General features: G+C 32.8%; 23 protein-coding genes. 22 read left to right on the top strand and 1 reads right to left on the bottom strand.

Features of this window, described 5'->3' with window-relative positions:
* Positions 1-6: 6 nt before the first annotated feature.
* The 12 genes from infA (at position 7) to ctlX (ending at position 9527) form a co-directional block, all read left to right on the top strand.
* Complete coding sequence (gene infA, locus IRZ99_RS10660; RefSeq protein WP_007136545.1) at positions 7-222, top strand: translation initiation factor IF-1; 216 nt, start codon at positions 7-9, stop codon at positions 220-222.
* A 12-nt stretch (positions 223-234) separates the two neighbouring features.
* Complete coding sequence (gene ykgO, locus IRZ99_RS10655) at positions 235-351, top strand: type B 50S ribosomal protein L36 (RefSeq protein WP_072945378.1); 117 nt, start codon at positions 235-237, stop codon at positions 349-351.
* Positions 352-353: 2 nt separating this feature from the next.
* Positions 354-728, top strand: coding sequence for a 30S ribosomal protein S13 (gene rpsM / locus IRZ99_RS10650; RefSeq protein WP_007803675.1), 375 nt, complete (start codon positions 354-356; stop codon positions 726-728).
* A gap of 8 nt (positions 729-736) precedes the next feature.
* The gene (rpsK, locus tag IRZ99_RS10645) at positions 737-1120 is read left to right on the top strand and encodes a 30S ribosomal protein S11 (RefSeq protein ID WP_007803677.1); all 384 of its coding nucleotides are present in this window, start codon (positions 737-739) and stop codon (positions 1118-1120) included.
* 92 nt (positions 1121-1212) lie between these two features.
* Positions 1213-1818, top strand: a complete 606-nt coding sequence (rpsD, locus tag IRZ99_RS10640) for a 30S ribosomal protein S4 (RefSeq protein WP_026982953.1) — start codon at positions 1213-1215, stop codon at positions 1816-1818.
* A gap of 21 nt (positions 1819-1839) precedes the next feature.
* The gene (locus tag IRZ99_RS10635) at positions 1840-2832 is read left to right on the top strand and encodes a DNA-directed RNA polymerase subunit alpha (RefSeq protein WP_026109818.1); all 993 of its coding nucleotides are present in this window, start codon (positions 1840-1842) and stop codon (positions 2830-2832) included.
* Positions 2833-2868: 36 nt separating this feature from the next.
* Positions 2869-3357: a 50S ribosomal protein L17 gene (rplQ, locus tag IRZ99_RS10630; RefSeq protein WP_007803683.1), complete on the top strand. Its 489-nt coding sequence runs from the start codon at positions 2869-2871 to the stop codon at positions 3355-3357.
* A gap of 246 nt (positions 3358-3603) precedes the next feature.
* A complete protein-coding gene (gene carA, locus IRZ99_RS10625) occupies positions 3604-4722 on the top strand; it encodes a glutamine-hydrolyzing carbamoyl-phosphate synthase small subunit (protein WP_194657265.1) in 1119 nt (372 codons plus the stop codon).
* Positions 4723-4824: 102 nt separating this feature from the next.
* Positions 4825-6117 carry a phosphopyruvate hydratase gene (eno, locus tag IRZ99_RS10620; protein WP_194657264.1) on the top strand — a complete coding sequence of 431 codons (1293 nt, stop codon included), beginning with the start codon at positions 4825-4827 and terminating at the stop codon, positions 6115-6117.
* A gap of 155 nt (positions 6118-6272) precedes the next feature.
* A complete protein-coding gene (locus IRZ99_RS10615) occupies positions 6273-7550 on the top strand; it encodes a citrate synthase (RefSeq protein WP_194657263.1) in 1278 nt (425 codons plus the stop codon).
* Positions 7551-7615: 65 nt separating this feature from the next.
* Complete coding sequence (locus IRZ99_RS10610) at positions 7616-8530, top strand: dimethylarginine dimethylaminohydrolase family protein (protein WP_194657262.1); 915 nt, start codon at positions 7616-7618, stop codon at positions 8528-8530.
* A 61-nt stretch (positions 8531-8591) separates the two neighbouring features.
* The gene (ctlX, locus tag IRZ99_RS10605) at positions 8592-9527 is read left to right on the top strand and encodes a citrulline utilization hydrolase CtlX (protein WP_194657261.1); all 936 of its coding nucleotides are present in this window, start codon (positions 8592-8594) and stop codon (positions 9525-9527) included.
* Positions 9528-9600: 73 nt separating this feature from the next.
* Here the strand turns inward: ctlX and IRZ99_RS10600 are convergent, their stop codons facing one another.
* On the bottom strand, positions 9601-10230 hold the full coding sequence (locus IRZ99_RS10600; protein WP_194657260.1) for a MarC family NAAT transporter: 630 nt from the start codon (positions 10228-10230) through the stop codon (positions 9601-9603).
* A 151-nt stretch (positions 10231-10381) separates the two neighbouring features.
* Between IRZ99_RS10600 and IRZ99_RS10595 the strand changes: the two genes are divergently transcribed.
* The 10 genes from IRZ99_RS10595 to IRZ99_RS10550 all read left to right on the top strand — a co-directional run bounded on the left by IRZ99_RS10595 (position 10382) and on the right by IRZ99_RS10550 (position 20831).
* The gene (locus IRZ99_RS10595) at positions 10382-10747 is read left to right on the top strand and encodes a CoA-binding protein (RefSeq protein WP_194657259.1); all 366 of its coding nucleotides are present in this window, start codon (positions 10382-10384) and stop codon (positions 10745-10747) included.
* Between the two features lie 164 nt (positions 10748-10911).
* Positions 10912-11532 (top strand): recombination mediator RecR, encoded by a 621-nt coding sequence (recR, locus tag IRZ99_RS10590; RefSeq protein WP_194657258.1) that lies wholly within the window; start codon positions 10912-10914, stop codon positions 11530-11532.
* A 70-nt stretch (positions 11533-11602) separates the two neighbouring features.
* A complete protein-coding gene (locus IRZ99_RS10585; RefSeq protein WP_194657257.1) occupies positions 11603-12391 on the top strand; it encodes a polysaccharide biosynthesis/export family protein in 789 nt (262 codons plus the stop codon).
* A gap of 14 nt (positions 12392-12405) precedes the next feature.
* The gene (locus tag IRZ99_RS10580; RefSeq protein ID WP_194657256.1) at positions 12406-14847 is read left to right on the top strand and encodes an exopolysaccharide transport family protein; all 2442 of its coding nucleotides are present in this window, start codon (positions 12406-12408) and stop codon (positions 14845-14847) included.
* 10 nt (positions 14848-14857) lie between these two features.
* Positions 14858-15841: an SDR family oxidoreductase gene (locus IRZ99_RS10575; protein WP_194657255.1), complete on the top strand. Its 984-nt coding sequence runs from the start codon at positions 14858-14860 to the stop codon at positions 15839-15841.
* 28 nt (positions 15842-15869) lie between these two features.
* The gene (locus IRZ99_RS10570; RefSeq protein WP_194657254.1) at positions 15870-17261 is read left to right on the top strand and encodes a nucleotide sugar dehydrogenase; all 1392 of its coding nucleotides are present in this window, start codon (positions 15870-15872) and stop codon (positions 17259-17261) included.
* Between the two features lie 80 nt (positions 17262-17341).
* Positions 17342-17806: a UpxY family transcription antiterminator gene (locus IRZ99_RS10565; RefSeq protein ID WP_194657253.1), complete on the top strand. Its 465-nt coding sequence runs from the start codon at positions 17342-17344 to the stop codon at positions 17804-17806.
* Positions 17807-18098: 292 nt separating this feature from the next.
* The gene (locus IRZ99_RS10560; protein WP_194657252.1) at positions 18099-19382 is read left to right on the top strand and encodes a nucleotide sugar dehydrogenase; all 1284 of its coding nucleotides are present in this window, start codon (positions 18099-18101) and stop codon (positions 19380-19382) included.
* A 21-nt stretch (positions 19383-19403) separates the two neighbouring features.
* On the top strand, positions 19404-19826 hold the full coding sequence (locus IRZ99_RS10555; protein ID WP_194657251.1) for an adenylyltransferase/cytidyltransferase family protein: 423 nt from the start codon (positions 19404-19406) through the stop codon (positions 19824-19826).
* 3 nt (positions 19827-19829) lie between these two features.
* A complete protein-coding gene (locus IRZ99_RS10550; RefSeq protein ID WP_194657250.1) occupies positions 19830-20831 on the top strand; it encodes a mannose-1-phosphate guanylyltransferase in 1002 nt (333 codons plus the stop codon).
* Positions 20832-20838: the final 7 nt, after the last annotated feature.

Below are 20838 nucleotides of genomic sequence, written 5' to 3'. Positions count from 1 at the left end.
ATATTTATGGCAAAACAATCAGCAATAGAACAAGACGGATCAATTATTGAAGCATTGTCAAATGCGATGTTCCGTGTGGAGTTAGAAAATGGACATATTGTAATTGCTCATATTTCTGGTAAGATGCGTATGCATTACATCAAATTATTACCCGGTGATAAAGTGAAACTGGAAATGAGCCCTTATGATTTGTCAAAAGCAAGAATTACTTATCGATATTAAAGGATATTCACTATGAAAGTTAGAGCATCAGTAAAAAAGAGAAGTCCCGAGTGCATCATTGTGCGTAGAAAAGGGAGATTGTACGTAATAAACAAAAAGAATCCTAGATTTAAACAAAGACAAGGATAATTATGGCAAGAATAGCAGGGGTAGATATCCCAAAAAATAAAAGAGGTGTTATAGCACTTACCTATATCTTTGGATTAGGAAGAAGTAGAGCTATTGAGATTTTAGAAAAAGCTCAAGTTAGCCAAGACAAAAAAGTTCAAGATTGGAATGATGATGAGATCGGAGCGATTCGTGATGCTGTTTCATTTTACAAAATTGAAGGAGAATTACGTTCTGAGGTTTCTTTAAACATCAAACGTTTAATGGATATTGGTTGTTACAGAGGTATCCGTCATAGATCTGGTCTTCCGTTAAGAGGACAAAGAACTAAAAACAACTCTAGAACAAGAAAAGGTAAAAGAAAAACTGTTGCTAACAAGAAAAAAGCAACTAAATAATAAGTAATATGGCTAAAGCAACTGCAAAAAAACGTAAAGTTATCGTTGAATCAACGGGTGAAGCTCATATTTCTGCCACTTTCAACAACATTATCATTTCTTTGACAAATAAGAAAGGTGAAGTTATTTCTTGGTCTTCAGCTGGTAAGATGGGTTTCAGAGGTTCTAAAAAGAACACTCCGTACGCAGCTCAAATGGCAGCAGAAGATTGTAGTAAAGTAGCTCTTGAGGCAGGACTTAAAAAAGTAAAAGTTTATGTAAAAGGACCAGGAAACGGACGTGAGTCTGCTATTCGTTCTATTCATAACGGTGGAATTGAAGTTACTGAGATTATCGATGTTACTCCAATGCCTCACAACGGATGTCGTCCTCCGAAAAGACGTAGAGTTTAATTTATTTATTATAGTATAACAAGGTAGAATATAGATTATCGAAGGATTTGACCTGAATTCATAATCTCTACCTTAAATTTAATTTTTTAGAAATGGCAAGATATACTGGTCCTAAAACTAGAATTGCTCGTAAATTTGGCGAAGCAATCTTCGGAGATGACAAATCTTTCGAAAAAAGAAATTACCCACCTGGACAACACGGGATGGCAAAAAAAAGAGGTAAAAAATCTGAGTACGCTGTTCAGTTAATGGAAAAGCAAAAAGCTAAATATTCTTACGGAATTTTAGAAAAACAATTCAGAAATTTATTCAAAAAAGCATCAGCTACTAAAGGTGTTACTGGTGAAGTTCTTTTACAATTATGTGAGGCAAGATTAGATAACGTTGTTTTTAGAATGGGTATTGCTCCTTCTAGAAGAGGAGCTAGACAATTAGTTTCTCACAGACACGTTACTGTTAATGGTGAAGTTGTAAACATCGCTTCTTACCACCTTAAACCTGGTGATAAAGTTGCAGTTCGTGAAAAATCTAAATCTTTAGAAGCTATCGAACGTTCTTTGTCAAATTCAAGTCATGTTTATGAATGGATTACTTGGAATAATGATCTTAAAGAAGGAACTTTTGTTTCTGTACCTGCAAGACTTCAGATTCCAGAAAACATTAAAGAACAATTAATCGTAGAGTTGTACAACAAATAATAATTGACTTAGTCGAAATTTATGGCAATATTTAATTTTCAAAAGCCCGATAAAGTTATCATGATCGATTCAACCGATTTTGAAGGTAAATTCGAATTTAGACCTTTGGAACCTGGTTACGGATTGACAGTTGGTAATGCACTTAGAAGAGTTTTGCTTTCAGCATTAGAAGGTTATGCAATTACATCTGTTCGTATCGAAGGTGTAGATCATGAGTTTTCTACTATTTCAGGTGTTGTTGAAGATGTTACCGAAATTATCCTTAATCTAAAACAAGTACGTTTCAAACGTCAGATCGAAGATATCGATAATGAAGCAGTTACAATTTCTGTTTCTGGTAAAGATCAATTGACAGCAGGTGATTTTCAAAAATTTATTTCAGGTTTTCAAGTTTTGAATCCAGACCTTGTTATCTGTAATTTAGATTCTAAAATCAAATTGAACTTCGATTTAACAATCGAAAAAGGTAGAGGATATGTTCCTGCTGAGGAGAACAAAAAACAGAATGCTGCAATTGGAACCATTTTTACAGACTCTATTTTTACTCCGGTAAAAAATGTAAAATATGCAATTGAAAACTTCCGTGTAGAGCAAAAAACAGATTATGAAAAATTAGTTTTTGAAATTAAAACTGATGGATCTATTAATCCAAAAGATGCTCTTACTGAAGCTGCTAAGGTTTTAATTCACCACTTCATGTTGTTTTCTGACGAAAGAATTACACTCGAGGCTGACGAAATTGCACAAACAGAATCGTATGATGAAGAGTCATTGCATATGAGACAATTGCTTAAAACTAAGCTTGTTGATATGGATTTATCTGTGAGAGCATTAAATTGCTTGAAAGCGGCTGAAGTTGATACACTTGGTGATTTAGTATCGTTCAATAAAAATGACCTAATGAAATTCCGTAATTTTGGTAAAAAATCTTTAACAGAGCTAGATGAACTTGTAGCAGTTAAAAATTTAACTTTCGGAATGGATTTAGCTAAATACAAATTAGATAAAGAATAATTCAATCCGCCACGGCGGATTAAATTTAAAATAGCAATGAGACACGGAAAAAAATTCAATCACTTAAGCAGACAGACTGGACATAGAAAAGCTATGTTAGCTAATATGGCTTGTTCTCTTATTGAGCACAAACGTATTAACACTACTGTTGCTAAGGCTAAAGCGCTTAAACAATTCGTTGAGCCTTTAATCACAAAATCAAAAGAAGATACGACTCATAATCGTCGTATTGTTTTTGCTTACTTACGTAGCAAATATGCGGTAACTGACTTGTTCAGAGACGTAGCTGCTAAAGTTGGAGACCGTCCAGGTGGATACACTCGTATCATTAAAGTTGGAAATCGTTTGGGAGATAATGCTGATATGGCAATGATCGAACTTGTAGATTTCAATGAACTTTACAATGGAGGTAAAAAAGAAGTTAAAAAAGCAAAAAGCCGTCGTGGTGGTAAAGCAAAAAAAGCTGAGGAAACTACTGAAGCTCCAGCTGCTGAGTCAGAAACGACTACTGAAGCTTCTGAATAATTATGAAAGTAATGATTCTATAAAAATCAAGGATAAGCTAATTTTTAGTTTATCCTTTTTTTTTGATTTTTTTTAAAATAAATCAAAATATAACTTATTTCAATACTTAGGTTCAATTTTTATGAATGAATTTTTTAAAAAATCTTGGAAGCACTCTTTTAAAGAAGTAAATTTGCAAAATATCTAATTACAAGTAAAACATGCCTGGCTAGTTTTATGACGATTAAAAACAATACAAATTAAAGAATGAAATACACAACACGACAAAGCGCCATTTTATTACTAAGTGATGGGACTATTTTTCATGGAAAATCTATCGGGATTAGCGGTAAGACTTTTGGTGAAGTTTGTTTTAATACTGGAATGACCGGATATCAGGAGATTTTTACTGATCCTTCTTATTTTGGCCAAATATTAGTTGCCACTAATGCGCACATTGGGAATTATGGTGTTAATGATTTAGAAATAGAATCTGACAGTGTGAAAATTGCTGGTTTAGTTTGTAAAAACTTCAGCTTTAATTATTCACGTGAAGATGCTTCTGGAAGTTTAGAAGATTATTTTACTAAACAGAATTTAATCTGTATCTCTGATGTTGATACTCGTGCATTGGTAAGTTATATTCGTGACAATGGAGCTATGAATGCTGTTATCTGTACTGACGGAACTTCAGTTGAAGATTTGAAGAAAGAATTGGCAAATGTGCCAAACATGGAAGGTTTAGAGTTGGCTTCAAAAGTATCGACTACTGAACCTTATTTTTTTGGAGATGAAAAAGCTACTTATAAAATATCAGCTTTAGATCTTGGCATCAAAAAAAATATCTTAAGAAATCTTGCTAAGAGAGATTGTTATATTAAAGTTTTCCCATATAATTCAACTTATAAAGATTTGACAGAATTTAATCCTGATGGATACTTCTTGTCAAATGGCCCTGGAGATCCAGATCCGTTATTTGGTGCTATACAAGTTGCTAAAGAAATTATAGCAGATGATAAACCATTATTTGGAATTTGTTTAGGGCATCAGGTTATAGCTCTGGCAAACGGTGTTAAAACGTATAAAATGTTTGGAGGTCACCGTGGGATTAATCATCCTGTGAAAAATATAATTACAGGAAAAGGGGAAATAACTTCGCAAAATCATGGTTTTGCTGTAAAAAGAGATGCGTTAGATAATCATCCTGAGTTAGAGATTACACATGTACATCTTAATGATGATACAGTTGCAGGAATGCGAATGAAAAATAAAAATTGTTTTTCAGTTCAATATCACCCAGAGGCAAGTCCTGGACCACATGATTCATCTTATTTATTTGATCAGTTTGTTGAGAACATAAAACAAGCTGTTGCTAAAACGATGTAGTTAATAAATAAAGAAGTTTAATAGTAAGAATGCGTTTTTACTATTAAATATTTTTATAATTTCGAAAAAAAAATATAATTTATTAATAAAAAAACAGAAATAATGAGTATTATAATTAAAGTTCACGCAAGACAAATTTTTGATTCTAGAGGTAATCCTACCATTGAAGTTGATGTAGTAACTGAAAATGGAGTTTTAGGAAGGGCTGCTGTTCCATCTGGAGCATCTACTGGAGAGCACGAAGCTGTTGAATTACGTGATGGAGGGAAAGCTTATCTAGGAAAAGGAGTTTTGAACGCAGTGAATAATGTAAATACCGTTATTGCTGAAGAGTTAGTTGGAACTTCTGTTTTTGAACAAAACACTATTGATCAGTTAATGATCGATTTAGACGGAACACCAAATAAATCTAAATTAGGAGCTAATGCTATTTTAGGAGTTTCTTTGGCTGCTGCAAAAGCTGCTGCTAACGAACTTGGATTGCCATTGTACAGATACGTTGGTGGAGTTTCTGCTAATACATTACCTGTTCCAATGATGAATATCATCAATGGTGGTTCTCACTCTGATGCACCTATTGCATTCCAGGAATTTATGATTTTCCCTGTAAAGGCAACTTCATTTACGCATGCTATGCAAATGGGAACTGAAATTTTCCATAGCTTGAAAAAAGTGTTACATGATAGAGGTTTAAGTACTGCTGTAGGTGACGAAGGTGGTTTTGCGCCAAATTTAGCTGGAGGTACTGAGGATGCTCTTGATACTATTAAATTGGCTGTTGAAAAAGCAGGATATTCTTTCGGTGACGAAATTGTGATTGCTCTTGATTGTGCTGCTTCTGAATTTTATGTAAATGGTAAATACGATTATACTAAATTTGAAGGCGAAACTGGAAAAATCAGAACTTCTGAAGAGCAAGCTGATTATTTAGCTGAACTTGCTGCTAAATATCCAATTATTTCTATCGAAGATGGTATGTACGAAGATGACTGGGATGGGTGGAAATATTTAACAGATAAAATTGGAGATAAAGTACAATTAGTAGGTGATGATTTATTTGTTACTAACGTTGAGCGTTTGTCTACAGGTATTGAAAAAGGAATTGCAAATTCAATTTTAGTAAAAGTAAACCAAATTGGTACTTTAACTGAAACGATTGCTGCTGTAAATATGGCTAAGAATGCAGGTTACACTTCAGTTATGTCTCACCGTTCTGGAGAAACAGAAGATAATACTATTGCAGATTTAGCGGTAGCTTTAAACTGTGGTCAAATTAAAACAGGTTCTGCTTCTCGTTCTGATCGTATGGCAAAATACAATCAATTATTAAGAATTGAAGAAGAATTAGGAAGTACTGCTTATTTTCCGGGGTTAAAGGCCTTCAAGATTAAATAATTGTAAGGTTATATATAGATTTAAACCACCCATTTTTTAATGGGTGGTTTTTTTTTGGAGTTTTAACAAATTCATAGCAGTATTCCTTTTTTAATTAGTCTTAAATTCCTTAGATTTGATAAATTATTATTTTAAAGATTTATTTCCGATATATTATGTCAAAAATAGCTACATTAGAAGTAGATGGTCAAAAAATTGAGCTTCCGGTTATTACTGGGAGCGAAAATGAATCAGCTATCGATATTAACAAATTACGTGATTTAACTGGTGTTATTACAATTGATCCTGGTTACAAAAATTCTGGTTCTTGCAAAAGTGAAATCACCTTCTTAGACGGGGAATTAGGAATCTTGCGTTACAGAGGATATTCAATCGAAGATCTGGCTGAAAAAGCAAGTTTCTTAGAGGTATCATATCTTTTGATTTTTGGTGAACTACCAACAACTCAACAGCTGGAGCAATTTGAAAATGATATTAAAAAACATACTTTGGTAAACGAAGAGATGAAAAATATCATTGACGGATTTCCAAAAACAGCTCATCCAATGGGAGTTTTATCTGCTTTGACAAGTGCTTTAACTGCATTTAATCCAAAGGCAGTAAATGTTGATAACGAAAAAGAAATGTACGAGGCTATTTGTAAAACAATGGCAAAATTCCTTGTAATTGCTACATGGACATATAGAAAATCAATGGGCTATCCATTGAACTACTATGACAATACAAAAGGATATGTAGAAAACTTTATGCAATTGATGTTTCAATTGCCTACAGGGCCTTATAAAGCAAGTCCGGTTGTTATTGATGCATTAGATAAATTATTTATTCTTCATGCTGATCATGAGCAAAACTGTTCTACTTCAACAGTAAGAATGGTTGGTTCGTCTCATGCAGGTTTGTTTGCTTCGATTTCTGCAGGAGTTTCTGCGCTTTGGGGACCACTTCATGGCGGAGCGAATCAAGCGGTTCTTGAAATGTTAGAAGAAATTAATAAAGATGGTGGAGATACTGATAAATTTTTAGCAAAAGCAAAAGATAAAAATGATCCTTTCCGTTTGATGGGATTTGGTCACAGAGTATATAAAAACTTTGATCCAAGAGCTAAAATTATCAAAAAAGCAGCTAAAGAAGTGTTAGAAACATTAGGTGTTAATGATCCAATTTTAGAAATTGCTAAGAAACTAGAATCAGCTGCCCTTGAAGATGATTACTTCAAATCAAGAAATTTATATCCTAATGTTGATTTCTACTCAGGAATTATTTACAGAGCATTAGGAATTCCAACTGATATGTTTACAGTGATGTTTGCCATTGGAAGATTACCAGGTTGGATCGCACAATGGAAAGAAATGCGTGAAAACAAAGAGCCAATCGGAAGGCCTAGACAAATTTACACAGGACACCCTTTAAGAGACTTTAAGTCTAACAAATAAAATAACTTCAAAGCTTCACTTAACTGTGAAGCTTTTTTTATATTTGCTCAAAATATAATAGAGTTATGTTGCAATTAAATATAAAGAACGAAACGTCAAGATTGCGAGCAGTAGTTTTGGGTTCAGCCGTTCATAATGGGCCAACTCCATCTTTAGATGAAGCTTACGATCCTAAATCATTGGAACATATTAAGGCAGGAACTTATCCAGTCGAAAAAGATATGGTTGCTGAAATGGATGCATTTAATACTGTTTTTCAAAAATATGATGTTAAAGTTTATCGTCCGGAAATGATTGAGAATTACAACCAAATATTCGCGAGAGATATTGGTTTTGTAATTGATGATGTTTTTGTAAAATCAAATATTTTACCTGATAGAGAACGTGAATTAGATGCAATTCAATATGTAATCGATCAAATCGACCCTTTAAAAGTAGTTCGTCCGCCTGAAGAAGTTCATATTGAAGGCGGGGATGTAATGCTTTGGAATGATTATATTTTTATAGGAACTTATAAAGGAAGCGATTATAAAGATTATATCACTGCCAGAACCAATATGCATGGTGTAAGGTATATTAAAGAATTGTTTCCGAATAAAATTGTCAAGGAATTTGATTTAGTAAAATCTAAATTAGAAGCTCGTGATAATGCTTTACACTTAGATTGTTGTTTTCAACCTGTAGGAAAGGATAAGGGAATAATTTATAAAAGAGGTTTCCGCGAAGAAGCTGATTATTTGTATTTGGTAAACCTTTTTGGGAAAGAAAATCTATTTCATATTGAAAGAAACGAAATGTATAATATGTTTTCAAATGTCTTTTCTATAGATGAAAATGTAGTTGTTTCTGAGAAAAATTTTACGCGCCTAAATAACTGGCTTCGTGCAAATGGATTTATTGTTGAAGAAATTCCGTATGCTGAAATTGCAAAACAAGAAGGATTGTTGAGATGTTCAACTTTACCGTTAATTAGAGATTAAAAATAGCTTCAGGTTTTAAGTTTTGTTATAAAGTTTAAAGCTGAACAAAAATATAGAGATTATGCAACAAACAACAAATGCAATCGTAATGATTCGTCCGGTTGCTTTTAGAATGAATGAGCAAACAGCGATAAATAATTACTATCAAAAAGTATTAGACGGGCTTTTGCCAAGTACAGTAAATGCAAAAGCACAACAAGAATTTGATGTTTTTGTTGAAAAGCTTAGAGCAGTTGGGGTTGATGTCACAGTTATTAATGATAATTTGGATACAGATACACCAGATAGTATTTTTCCGAATAACTGGGTTTCTTTTCATGAAAATGGAGATGTGGTATTATATCCTATGTTTGCTGAAAATCGTCGTCAGGAACGTCGTGAAGATATTCTAGATACTCTTGAAGAGAAAGGTTTTGAGATTTCTAACATAATGGATTATACATCAGCTGAAGAAGATGGGTTTTTCTTGGAAGGAACAGGAAGTTTACTTTTAGATCGTGCAAATGCCAAAGCATATTGCGCATTATCTCCACGTGCAGACGAAGAATTGTTTATAGAATTCTGTGAAGATTTTGATTATGCTCCTGTAATTTTTGAAGCATTTCAAACTGTTGACGGTGAACGTAAACTAATCTATCATACAAATGTGATGATGTGTCTCGGAGAAACTTTTGCAGTTATCTGCGCCGATTGTATCGATGATAAAAAAGAACGTAAAATGGTTCTTGAAAATTTAAAAGCAGATAAGAAGGAAATTATTTTAATTACGGAAGCCCAAGTGAATAATTTCGCAGGAAATATGTTAGAAGTTCGAGGGGCAAATGATAAAAAATATATTGTCATGAGTGCATCAGCACATCAAAGTTTAACACCGAAACAAATTACTCAGTTAGAAAATCATGCTGAAATTTTGAGTTCAAGTTTAGATACTATTGAAGCTTGTGGAGGAGGAAGTGCAAGATGTATGATGGCTGAAGTATTTTTACCAAGAAATTAAGAATAATCATAAAATATAAAAAGGGATAAAGCTTATGTTTTATCCCTTTTTGTTTATATGAAAATAAATGGATTTACATCAAATTTCCTTTGATAATGTTAATGATTGAACTTACTATATATTGAATACCAATTGATATTACAATAAATCCAACAATTCTGGAAATTGCGACAATTCCTGAAGCGCCTAATATTCTGGCTAAATAATGTGCACTTTTTAAAATAGCAAAAATGGCGACAGCAATCGCTAAAATTGCCAAAGATGAAATAATTATTTCTTCCATGCCGTGATGTTCTTGGTAAAATGCAATCAATAGTGAGATTGATCCAGGGCCAGCAAGCATTGGAATTGCCAATGGAGTAAGGGCAATGTCATTTCGTTGTTGTGCTTCGTTTTCAATCTTTTTGTTGATTCCTCGTTTTTTATTGAATTTTCCGGATAGTAGAGAGAATCCTGAATTTACAATTACTATTCCACCTGCAATTCGTAAGGCATCGATGCTGATTCCGAAAAAGCTCAGAACATATTGACCAATAAAAAAAGAAACAATTAAAATAATAAAAACGTTAATTGCGGTCCATAGTGAAATACGGGAACGTTCTTTTTGAGAATCATGTTGGGTAAGACCTACGAAGATTGGAACAGTTCCAATAGGGTTCAAAACGGAAAAAAGGGCGGCAAATAAATAAATGAAAAGATCCATAAAGTTTGGGTTAGTACTGTAAAAATAGATAATTTTTAATTGTGTAAAGTAAATTCATGTTAGGATAATGTTTTTTATTACTTCAATTCTACATTAATAACCTAAACCAAGCTCGTTCTTTTTGATTACTTTTGTGCAATATTCTAAAATAATGAAAAATAAGAAAACTTTAGTTCTGGGAGCAACTACAAAACCAGATAGATATGCATATAGAGCTATAAATATGTTGGTTCAAAAAGGACATACTGTATTGGCAATTGGTCAAAATACCGGCGAAGTTGCCGGCGTGAAAATTTACACTAAAGCAATTCCAGTGAAAAATATAGATACTGTAACCTTATATCTAAATCCTGCACGCCAGCGTGATTATTATAATTACATCATCGAGGCACAGCCAAAAAGAGTTGTTTTTAATCCCGGAACTGAAAATCCAGAATTATATCAATTGTTAGAGCTGAATAATATTAAGTCTGAAGTTGCTTGTACTTTGGTTCTACTGGCTACTAATCAATATTAAATTTTTTAGGAGCTAATCCCGCGATCCGTCAAATGAAGTTCATTGAACTCCAATTAAAAGAAAATAGGTTGAAGTAATGTTTTTGTTTTTTAAAGGAAAAACAAAAAAGGATTTCCACTTCTAATGGAGTTAAAAAGAAACATTAAAGTATTACTTTTGTCGTCATGGAATTTTCATCAAAATTAATAGAAAAAGCAGTTAACGAAATGTCTCAGTTACCTGGAATTGGTAAACGTACGGCATTGCGACTGGTTCTTCATTTGTTAAAACAACCCAAAGAACAAACTGGTTTTTTGTCTCAGGCATTATTAAACATGCGGGAAGATATTAAGTTTTGCGAAAGCTGCCATAATATTTCAGACACAAAAGTTTGTGAGATTTGTGCTAATATGACGAGAAATCATCAGACGATTTGTGTAGTCGAAGATATTCGGGATGTAATGGCTATTGAAAACACAGGTCAATATAAAGGAATATATCATGTATTGGGTGGCAAAATTTCTCCAATTGAAGGTGTAGGCCCAAGTCAATTAAATATTTCCAGTTTAGTTGAAAAGGTGAAAGGTGGAAAAGTAATAGAAATTATTTTTGCACTGAGTTCCACTATGGAAGGTGACACCACGAATTTTTATATTTATAAACAGATTGCCGAATCAGAGATTGTAATTTCAACAATTGCAAGGGGAATCGCTGTTGGTGACGAATTAGAATATGCGGATGAAATTACACTTGGAAGAAGTATTTTACATCGTGTTCCGTTTGAAAAAACTTTTAAAAACAACTAAATAAGATCAAATAAAAGTTAGATTTCCTGAAAGTTAAAGGAAAAGCTATATTTGCGATAAATTTTTAATAATGACAAAAAACAGCTTTTATATTTTACTATTAATTAGTACGCTTTTTACATCTTGCATTCCTGTAAAAGACCTATGGTATTTGCAAGATAAAAATAATACAGGAGAGCAAAATGCAGTTTCTGCTGTTGAATCTAAACCATATAGGCTACAGGTAAATGATGTTTTAAGTATTAATATAAAGGCTATTGATCCTAAATTGGTTTCGATATTTAATACAACAGAAAATGCGACAACAGGAAAATCAGAATCGGCCTTGTATTTTGATGGATTTACTGTCGATGATCATGGTAATATCAGAATGCCAATCTTAGGAGAGATAAATGTTATTGGTTATACTTTGGAGGAAGTCAGAGTTAAAATTGAGAAAAAATTACTAGAAGAATATTTTAAAAGTGAAGCAAATGTTTTTGTGACGGTAAAACTCGCCGGTTTTAGATATACAATAAATGGTGAAGTTGGAAATACGGGAACAAAAACATTATTTCAGTCGCATGTAAATATTATGGAAGCAGTTGCTAATGCAGGAGATATAACTACGGTTGGTAATAGAAAGGCGGTGATGATAGTTCGCCAAACTCCAACCGGGGTTCAAATGAATGAAATAGACCTTACTGATGCTAATGTAATGAAATCACCATATTATTATTTACAACCTAACGATTATATTTATGTAAAACCGTTGAGGCAGAAAACATGGGGGACAGGACAAACTGGTATTCAGTCAATCGGTACTATAATCACCTTATTGTCATTGGCAACAACCGTGTATTTAATTATCAAAAACTAAAGTAAATTCGAATAATGTTAGATATAAAAGATTTTTCCATTTTTGAAAATCATTCAAATTTTGATTTTAAAGGATTTATATTAAAAATTCTTAGTTACTGGAAATGGTTTTTAGTTAGTTTGATCATTGCATTTACGGTTGCTTATCAGGTAAATATCCGTAAAGAAAAGATCTACGGAATGCAAACGATGATTTCAATAAAGGAAGAAAGTAATCCGTTTTTTACATCGAACACAAGTTTAGTTTTTAATTGGGGAGGAATTTCAGATCAAGTAAACGGAATATCAACAATATTACAATCAAGATCTCACAATGAGCTGGTTGTTACTAGGCTGCAGTTTTATATTGATTATTTTACACAAGGAGAATATAATTTGGTAGATTCTTATGGTGCAGTTCCTTTTTATGTAGATATTGATGAATCAAAGGGACAGCTTGCTAATGCTTTAATACGTATAAAATTTTTAAGTCCAAGTGAATATGAAATTCGAATACCGTTTGAAAAGAACTCAATCTCATTAATTAATTATTCGGATAATTCATATTCCAATACATCTGTTCAGCCAATAGAATTTGTAAAAAAATATAAAGTTGGAGAACAGGTTTTATTACCCTTCCTCAATTGGAAATTACAGATAAATGATGATCCGGGGTTTTATAAAGGGAATGAGTACTTTGTTCGATTTAATGATTTTGATGGTACAGTTTCTCGTTATAAAGGAATAAATGTTACTTCTGATGATAAAGGAGGTTCTATATTGACATTGGGGATGCAGGGAACGAATAAAGCCCGATTAGTCGAATATTTGAACGCAACAGTGAAAACGTTGATCAAAATTCAGCTTGACGGCAAAAATCAGTTTGCCACTAATACGATACGATTCATTGATAGTACACTCGTTGCTATGGAATCGCAATTAAAAGAAACGGGTAATGAATTAAAATCATTTCGAAAGGATAAGAATATCTATGAAATAGAAGGTGGAGGAGCTAAGTTTTCTGATAAAATTATGGATTTTGATGTGGAAAAAGATCAGGTTTCCAGAAAAATTGCGTATTACAATTCTTTAAAATTGTATCTGAATAATAGTGTAGATTATTCAAGATTACCAGCTCCCTCTGTTGCAGGTATCGAAGATCCAAATATTGTAGCCAGTGTCTCAAAACTTATAACACTTTCAACTCAAAGATCAGAAATGGCCTATGCAGTAAAAAGCGAGAAGATTTTTAAGGATTTTGATAATCAAATGCAGGCTATTAAAAGTGTGTTATTAGAAAATATAGCATCAGCAAAAGCATCATTATTGTATGATTTGTCTCTTGTAAATGCTAAAATTGGTCAGGCAGAGAATACTGTAAAAAGGCTTCCTGAAGAGCAACAGGAACTATTGAAGATTAAAAGAAAGTACGATCTAAATGATAATATTTATACTGAATTTCTTCAAAAACGAAATGAAGCAGAAATCGTAAAAGCCTCTAATTTATCTGATATCCATTTTATAGATCCCGCTAAAGATATTGGAGGGGGGCTAATAGGACCTAAAACGTCAGTTAATTATGTTTTAGCTTTGTTTTTAGGCTTGTTGATTCCCTTATTATTTGTTTTCGGTATTTTTTTCATCAATAATTCAATTCAGAATACTGACGATATAAGTAAGTTGACTCAAATCCCGTTGATTGGTGTTATTGGTTTTAATAAAGATAACGTCAGTCTGGCTGTGTTTGATAAACCTAAGTCGGTACTTTCTGAAGGTTTTAGAACAATTCGCTCATCTTTACAGTTTTTGTATAAGAAACAGCAGGTTAGTGGTTCTAAAACGTTGATGATAACTTCTTCTATTAGTGGGGAAGGAAAAACATTTTGCTCTATTAATATAGCTACTGTTTTTGCTTTGAGCGAGAAGAAAACAGTGATTATTGGCCTGGATTTAAGAAAACCGAGATTGGCAGATGAATTTAATTTGAAGAATTCGATAGGGGTAGTAAATTATTTAATTAAGCAGAACAGTTTAGATGAAATTACGAATCCTACTCAAATTGCGAATCTTGATGTTATTCTTTCAGGGCCAATACCACCAAATCCTTCTGAGCTTATTTTAAGTGATGCAATGAAAGAACTGATAGATGAACTGAAGCAAAAATATGACTATATAATTTTGGATACACCTCCGGTTGGATTGGTTTCTGATGCAATAGAATTGGCTCAATATGCTGATGTTACCTTGTATATTGTAAGGCAAAATTATACTAAAAAGGATATGATATCGTTGTTAAATACCAGAATAAAAAGAGGAGAACTTAGTAATGCCAGCATTGTTTTTAATGGTTATGAAAATAAAGCGAAGTATGGATCTGGTTATGGCTATGGCTATGGGGCATATTCAAACGGATATCATGATGAAGAAGTTAAATTAAGCTTTTGGAAAACTATTTTAAACAAATTCACTAAAAAATAATTTGAAGTAAATGAAAGTATCAATTCAATATACGATTCTAATTACTGGAGGCGCAGGTTTTATTGGCTCAAATTTATGTGAGTATTTTTTAGGATTAGGGCATAAAGTAATTTGTTTGGATAATTTCTCAACAGGTCATCATCATAATCTAAAAGATTTTATAAGTGATCGAAACTTTAAATTAATTGAAGGAGATATTAGAAATATTGTGGATTGTTCACTAGCTGTTGAAGGAGTTGATTATGTTTTGCATCAGGCTGCTCTAGGGTCGGTTCCAAGATCAATTGATGATCCCGTAACGACAAATGATGTGAATGTATCAGGCTTTCTGAATATGCTTGTCGCTTCTCGTGATGCGAAAGTAAAACGTTTTATTTATGCGGCAAGTTCATCCACATATGGCGATTCTCAAGGATTGCCTAAAGTTGAAGATGTGATTGGAAAACCATTATCTCCATACGCTATTACAAAATATGTAAACGAATTGTATGCTGAGATTTTTAGTAAAACATATGGTTTGGAAACTATTGGATTGCGTTATTTTAATGTCTTTGGAAGAAAGCAGGATCCTAAGGGAGCTTATGCGGCAGTAATTCCAAAGTTTGTAATGCAGTTAATGAATTATGAGAGTCCAGTCATTAATGGTGATGGAAATTATTCAAGAGATTTTACTTATATAGACAATGTAATTCAAATGAATGAATTGGCGATGACAAGTCTAAATCCGCTGGCAATAAATACGGTTTATAATACTGCATTTGGTGATCGAAATACTTTAAATGATTTAGTTGAATATTTAAAAAAATATCTGGCTGAATTTGATGTTAAAATTGCTGATGTCGAAATAGTATACGGAACAAATAGAGCAGGTGATATTCCGCATTCATTAGCAAGTATAGATAAAGCAAAAAAAATATTGGGTTATGATCCGAAATATTCTTTAAAGGAAGGATTGAAAGAAGCGGTGAGTTGGTATTGGGAAAATTTAAAATAAAAGGAAGATCAAGATAATAGTAAAGTAGATGAAAATTACAAAAATTTGTTGCATTGGTGCGGGTTATGTTGGAGGCCCAACTATGGCAGTAATTGCCCAAAAGTGTCCACATATTCAAGTTACAGTTGTCGATTTGAATGAACAAAGAATTAAAGATTGGAACGATCCTAATACGGAGAATATACCAATTTATGAACCAGGTCTTGCTGAAATTGTTGGAGAAGCAAGAGATAGAAATCTTTTCTTTTCAACAGAAGTTGATAAAGCAATTGATGAGGCTCAAGTTATTTTTATATCAGTAAACACACCTACCAAAACCTATGGTAAAGGGAAAGGTATGGCTGCTGATTTAAAATACATTGAATTATGTGCCAGACAAATTGCGAAAGTGGCAAAACAAAATAAAATTGTAGTGGAGAAATCTACTTTGCCGGTTCGAACTGCAGAAGCCATTAAAAGCATCTTAGATAATACAGGAAATGGTGTTCAGTTTCAAATATTATCAAATCCAGAGTTTTTGGCTGAAGGAACTGCAGTGACAGATTTATTAAATCCGGATCGAATTTTAATTGGTGGCGATACGACACCTGAAGGTGAAATCGCTATTAATGCATTAGTTGATGTTTATGCCAATTGGGTAGATAAAGCGAAGATTTTAACTACCAATGTTTGGTCATCAGAGTTGTCTAAACTTACAGCAAATGCATTTTTGGCACAACGAATTTCGTCTATAAATGCAATGTCTGAATTATGTGAAAAAACTGGTGCTGATGTAAATGAAGTGGCGAGGGCGATTGGAATGGATTCAAGAATTGGATCAAAATTTTTAAAAGCATCGGTAGGTTTTGGAGGTTCTTGTTTTCAAAAGGATATTTTGAATTTAGTTTATATCGCAAAATCATATGGGTTAAATGAAGTGGCAGATTATTGGGAACAAGTTATCATAATGAACGATTATCAAAAAAGAAGATTTTCAAACAAAATCGTTCAAACTTTATATAATACAGTAGCTGATAAAAAAATTACATTCTTAGGTTGGGCCTTCAAAAAAGATACTAATGATACACGAGAGTCTGCTGCTATTTACGTTGCTGATGATTTGATCAATGAACAAGCTAAAATTGCAGTTTATGATCCTAAAGTTACGAGAAACAAGATGCTTAATGACTTGGATTACTTGGGAACCAGGGCAGTCGAAGAAAATGATGCCGCATTATCTGCATTCGATAATGCATATGAGGCGGTTAAAGGATCCCATGCTATAGCAATTCTTACCGAATGGGATGAGTTTAAAACCTACGATTGGCAAAAAATATATGATTCGATGCATAAACCCGCATTTCTTTTTGATGGGAGGAATATCTTAAATGCGAAAGAATTAGAAGCAATAGGATTTGTCTATAAGGGAATAGGTTCTTAATTTGAATTAAATATTGAAGTAAAATTAAATAAGAGATAGATGAAGATGAATGATCGTTTTGTTTCGATAAGAGAAAAATTATGACTTGGTATGTATTATACACAAAGCCTAAATGGGAAAAAAAAGTTGCCGAAAAACTGAATCAGATTGGGGTTGAAAGCTATTGTCCAACTATCACGAGGATTAAACAATGGTCAGATCGGAAGAAAAAGGTAGAAACGCCGCTTTTTAATTCCTATGTGTTCGTTCAGCTGTCTGATATTGATAGAAATGTTGTGTTTTCTGTTCCTGGTGTAATTCGATTTTTGTTTTGGTTAGGAAAACCAGCAGTAGTTCGGGATGAGGAGATTAATGTTATTAAGACTAATCTAAAGGCTGCTAGCGTAATCGATATTTTAGTTTCTTCGATTCAGATCGGAGATAGGATAAAATTAGAATCGGGAGCTTTCAGTAAACAAGATGCAATTGTTCAGGAAGTCACTAAGACGCATTATATTTTAGTATTGGAATCTTTGGGATGTGTACTTAAAATGAGATATAAATAATTGGCGTTCATTATAAAAAAGCAAAAGCAATAGATAAAGTGTGAAATAAGCACATTTTGTCTGTTGCTTTTTTTATTATTTAGTTTTTATTGACTGATTGATAGTAGGTTGGTTATTTTAAGTTTTTATTTATAATTTGTTTTTCGAGTATTACGGGAAACCGTATTGAATAAATTGACTTAATATGTTATATTTGCCGAAAATGATTTTAGAATATCTGACCAAATTTATGTGGTTCAGAGAGGCGAAGCCGTGAAGCTAATTGATTGAATTGACTAAAAAATAGTATAAATTGGATGAAAATATAAAGATTGCGGTTATTGGTTTGGGCTATGTTGGTCTTCCTTTGGCTAGATTATTTGCTACAAAGTTTCCAGTTGTAGGTTTTGATATAAATGATTCGAGAGTAGCTTCTTTAAAGTTAGGAAAAGATAGAACATTAGAAGTTGAAGATGCTGTTTTAAAGAGTGTGCTTGTTGATAATCCGACTGATAAAAAAGGATTATTTTGTACTACTTCTTTAAAAGATATATCAGATTGTAATTATTTTATAATTACAGTTCCAACTCCGGTCGATAAAAATAATCGTCCCGATTTAACACCTTTATATAAATCAAGTGAATCAGTAGGCAAAATTTTAAAACCTGGGGATATCGTAATTTATGAGTCAACAGTTTATCCGGGAGTTACAGAAGAACAATGTGTTCCTGTTTTAGAAAAAATTTCAGGATTAAAATTTAATATAGATTTCTTTGCTGGATATTCTCCTGAAAGAATCAATCCAGGCGATAAAGAACATACTGTAGAGAAAATATTAAAAGTAACATCAGGCTCAACGCCTGAAATTGGTTTAAAGGTTGATGCCTTATATAAATCAGTTATTACAGCTGGGACGCATTTGGCTCCTACAATTAAAATTGCAGAAGCAGCTAAAGTTATCGAAAATTCGCAAAGAGATATCAATATTGCCTTTGTAAATGAACTGGCTAAAATATTCAATTTAATGAATATCGATACTCAAGAAGTCCTCACTGCAGCAGCAACAAAATGGAATTTTTTGCCATTCAAACCAGGATTGGTTGGAGGGCATTGCATTGGGGTTGATCCATACTATTTGGCACAAAGAGCTCAAGAATTTGGATATCACCCTGAAATAATTTTAGCAGGACGACGTTTAAATGACAGTATGGGCGAATATATCGCTTCACAAGTTGTAAAGCTGATGATTAAAAAAGGAATTTCGGTTAATGGTGCTAATCTTTTGATGCTTGGAATCACATTCAAAGAAAATTGTCCCGATGTACGAAATACAAAAATCGTCGATGTAATAAAAGCATTAACTGAATATGGTATCTTAGTAACAATATATGATCCTCTTGCAAATATCGAAGAGGTAAAAAAAGAGTATGGACTGGCATTGTTAAATTCAGTTCCAAAAGAAAAATTTGATGCTATTATTTTAGGGGTCGCTCACTCAGAGTTTTTAAATCTGAATTTTTCTAACCTGCAAAAAACAAGTAGCTTATTATATGATGTAAAAGGAGTTTTGGGTGCTACAGCGGATAATAGACTTTAATTTTTAAATTTAAATTACATTATGAAAGTAGGAATAACTTTTAGTGCTTTTGACTTATTGCATGCAGGCCATATTAAAATGTTAGAAGAAGCAAAAAGAACTTGTGATTATTTAATAGTGGGCTTGCAAACTGATCCAACACTAGATCGTCCTGAGAAAAATAGTCCGTCACAAACCGTAGTAGAACGTTATATACAATTGAAGGGTTGTAAGTTTGTCGATGAAATCGTTCCTTATGCAACGGAACAAGACTTGGAAGATATCCTGCGTTCTTTTAAAATTGATGTGCGTATTATTGGAGATGAATATAGAGATAAAAATTATACAGGCCGTGATTATTGCGAGCAAAAAGGTATAGAGTTGTATTATAATGTTAGGGATCATAGGTTTTCAAGTAGTAATCTTAGAAAAGAAGTTGCTGAAAAACAATTAAAAAAAATATAATATATGGGAGTATCAATAACTCATGTAATCTTAACTGGAGGAGTAGGAAGCAGACTTTGGCCGCTTTCCCGTAAAAGCCAGCCAAAACAATATTTGGAAATATTTGAAGGTAAATCTTTATTTGAAATGACTGTGGAGCGTAATAGTCATTTAGCTGATAAAGTAATGGTTGTTGGAAATATCGATAATCATCATTTAAGCGGTAGAGTGATGGATAAGTCTAAAACCTCTTATATCAATATAGTGGAGGCAACTCCTAGAAATACCGCCGCTGCCATTGCTTTCGCGGCATTTGCATCTAATCCCGAAGAGATATTGATTGTAACTCCGTCAGATCATATAATAGACATGATGGAAAACTACAACAAAGCAATTGATGAAGCAGTTTCTAAAGCTCAGGAAGGTTTTATTGTAACTTTTGGAGTTATTCCAACTAAACCTGAAACGGGGTATGGTTATATAGAATCAAAAGGAGATGTGGTAATTTCTTTTCGTGAAAAACCAAATGAAACAACTGCCAAAGAGTTTATTTCGAAAGGGAATTTTTTATGGAACAGTGGAATGTTTTGTTTTAAAGCGGGAGTATTATTAGACGAGTTAAAACAATTTCAGCCAGATGTTTATGAGAAATCTAAGGCTGTTTGGGAGTCAAGCAAAGAAGGTTTCTTAGATTTGAATTTATCCCTAGAAATTCCATCAATAAGTATTGATTACGCCGTAATGGAGCGAAGTAAAAAAATAAAAGTTGTACCCGCAGCATTTTCATGGTCAGATTTAGGTTCATTTGAATCTGTTTATGATTATTTAGTTTCTAAAGGACATACAGTAGATAAAAACGGAAACATGGTAATTGGTTGTGAAAAGCATACTGTATTTTTAGGACTAAAAAACACTATTTTTGTTTATACAGATACAGCGAATTTAATTTTGCAGAAAGAAAATTCTCAAGATGTTAAAGATATTTATAGTGAGTTAGAAAAAAGAAATTCAGATTTGTTAAATTAATTGTTAA

This window comes from Flavobacterium sp. LC2016-12 (assembly GCF_015351595.1).
In the GTDB taxonomy this organism is placed as follows: domain Bacteria; phylum Bacteroidota; class Bacteroidia; order Flavobacteriales; family Flavobacteriaceae; genus Flavobacterium.
This window is presented reverse-complemented; position numbering and strand designations above follow the sequence as displayed.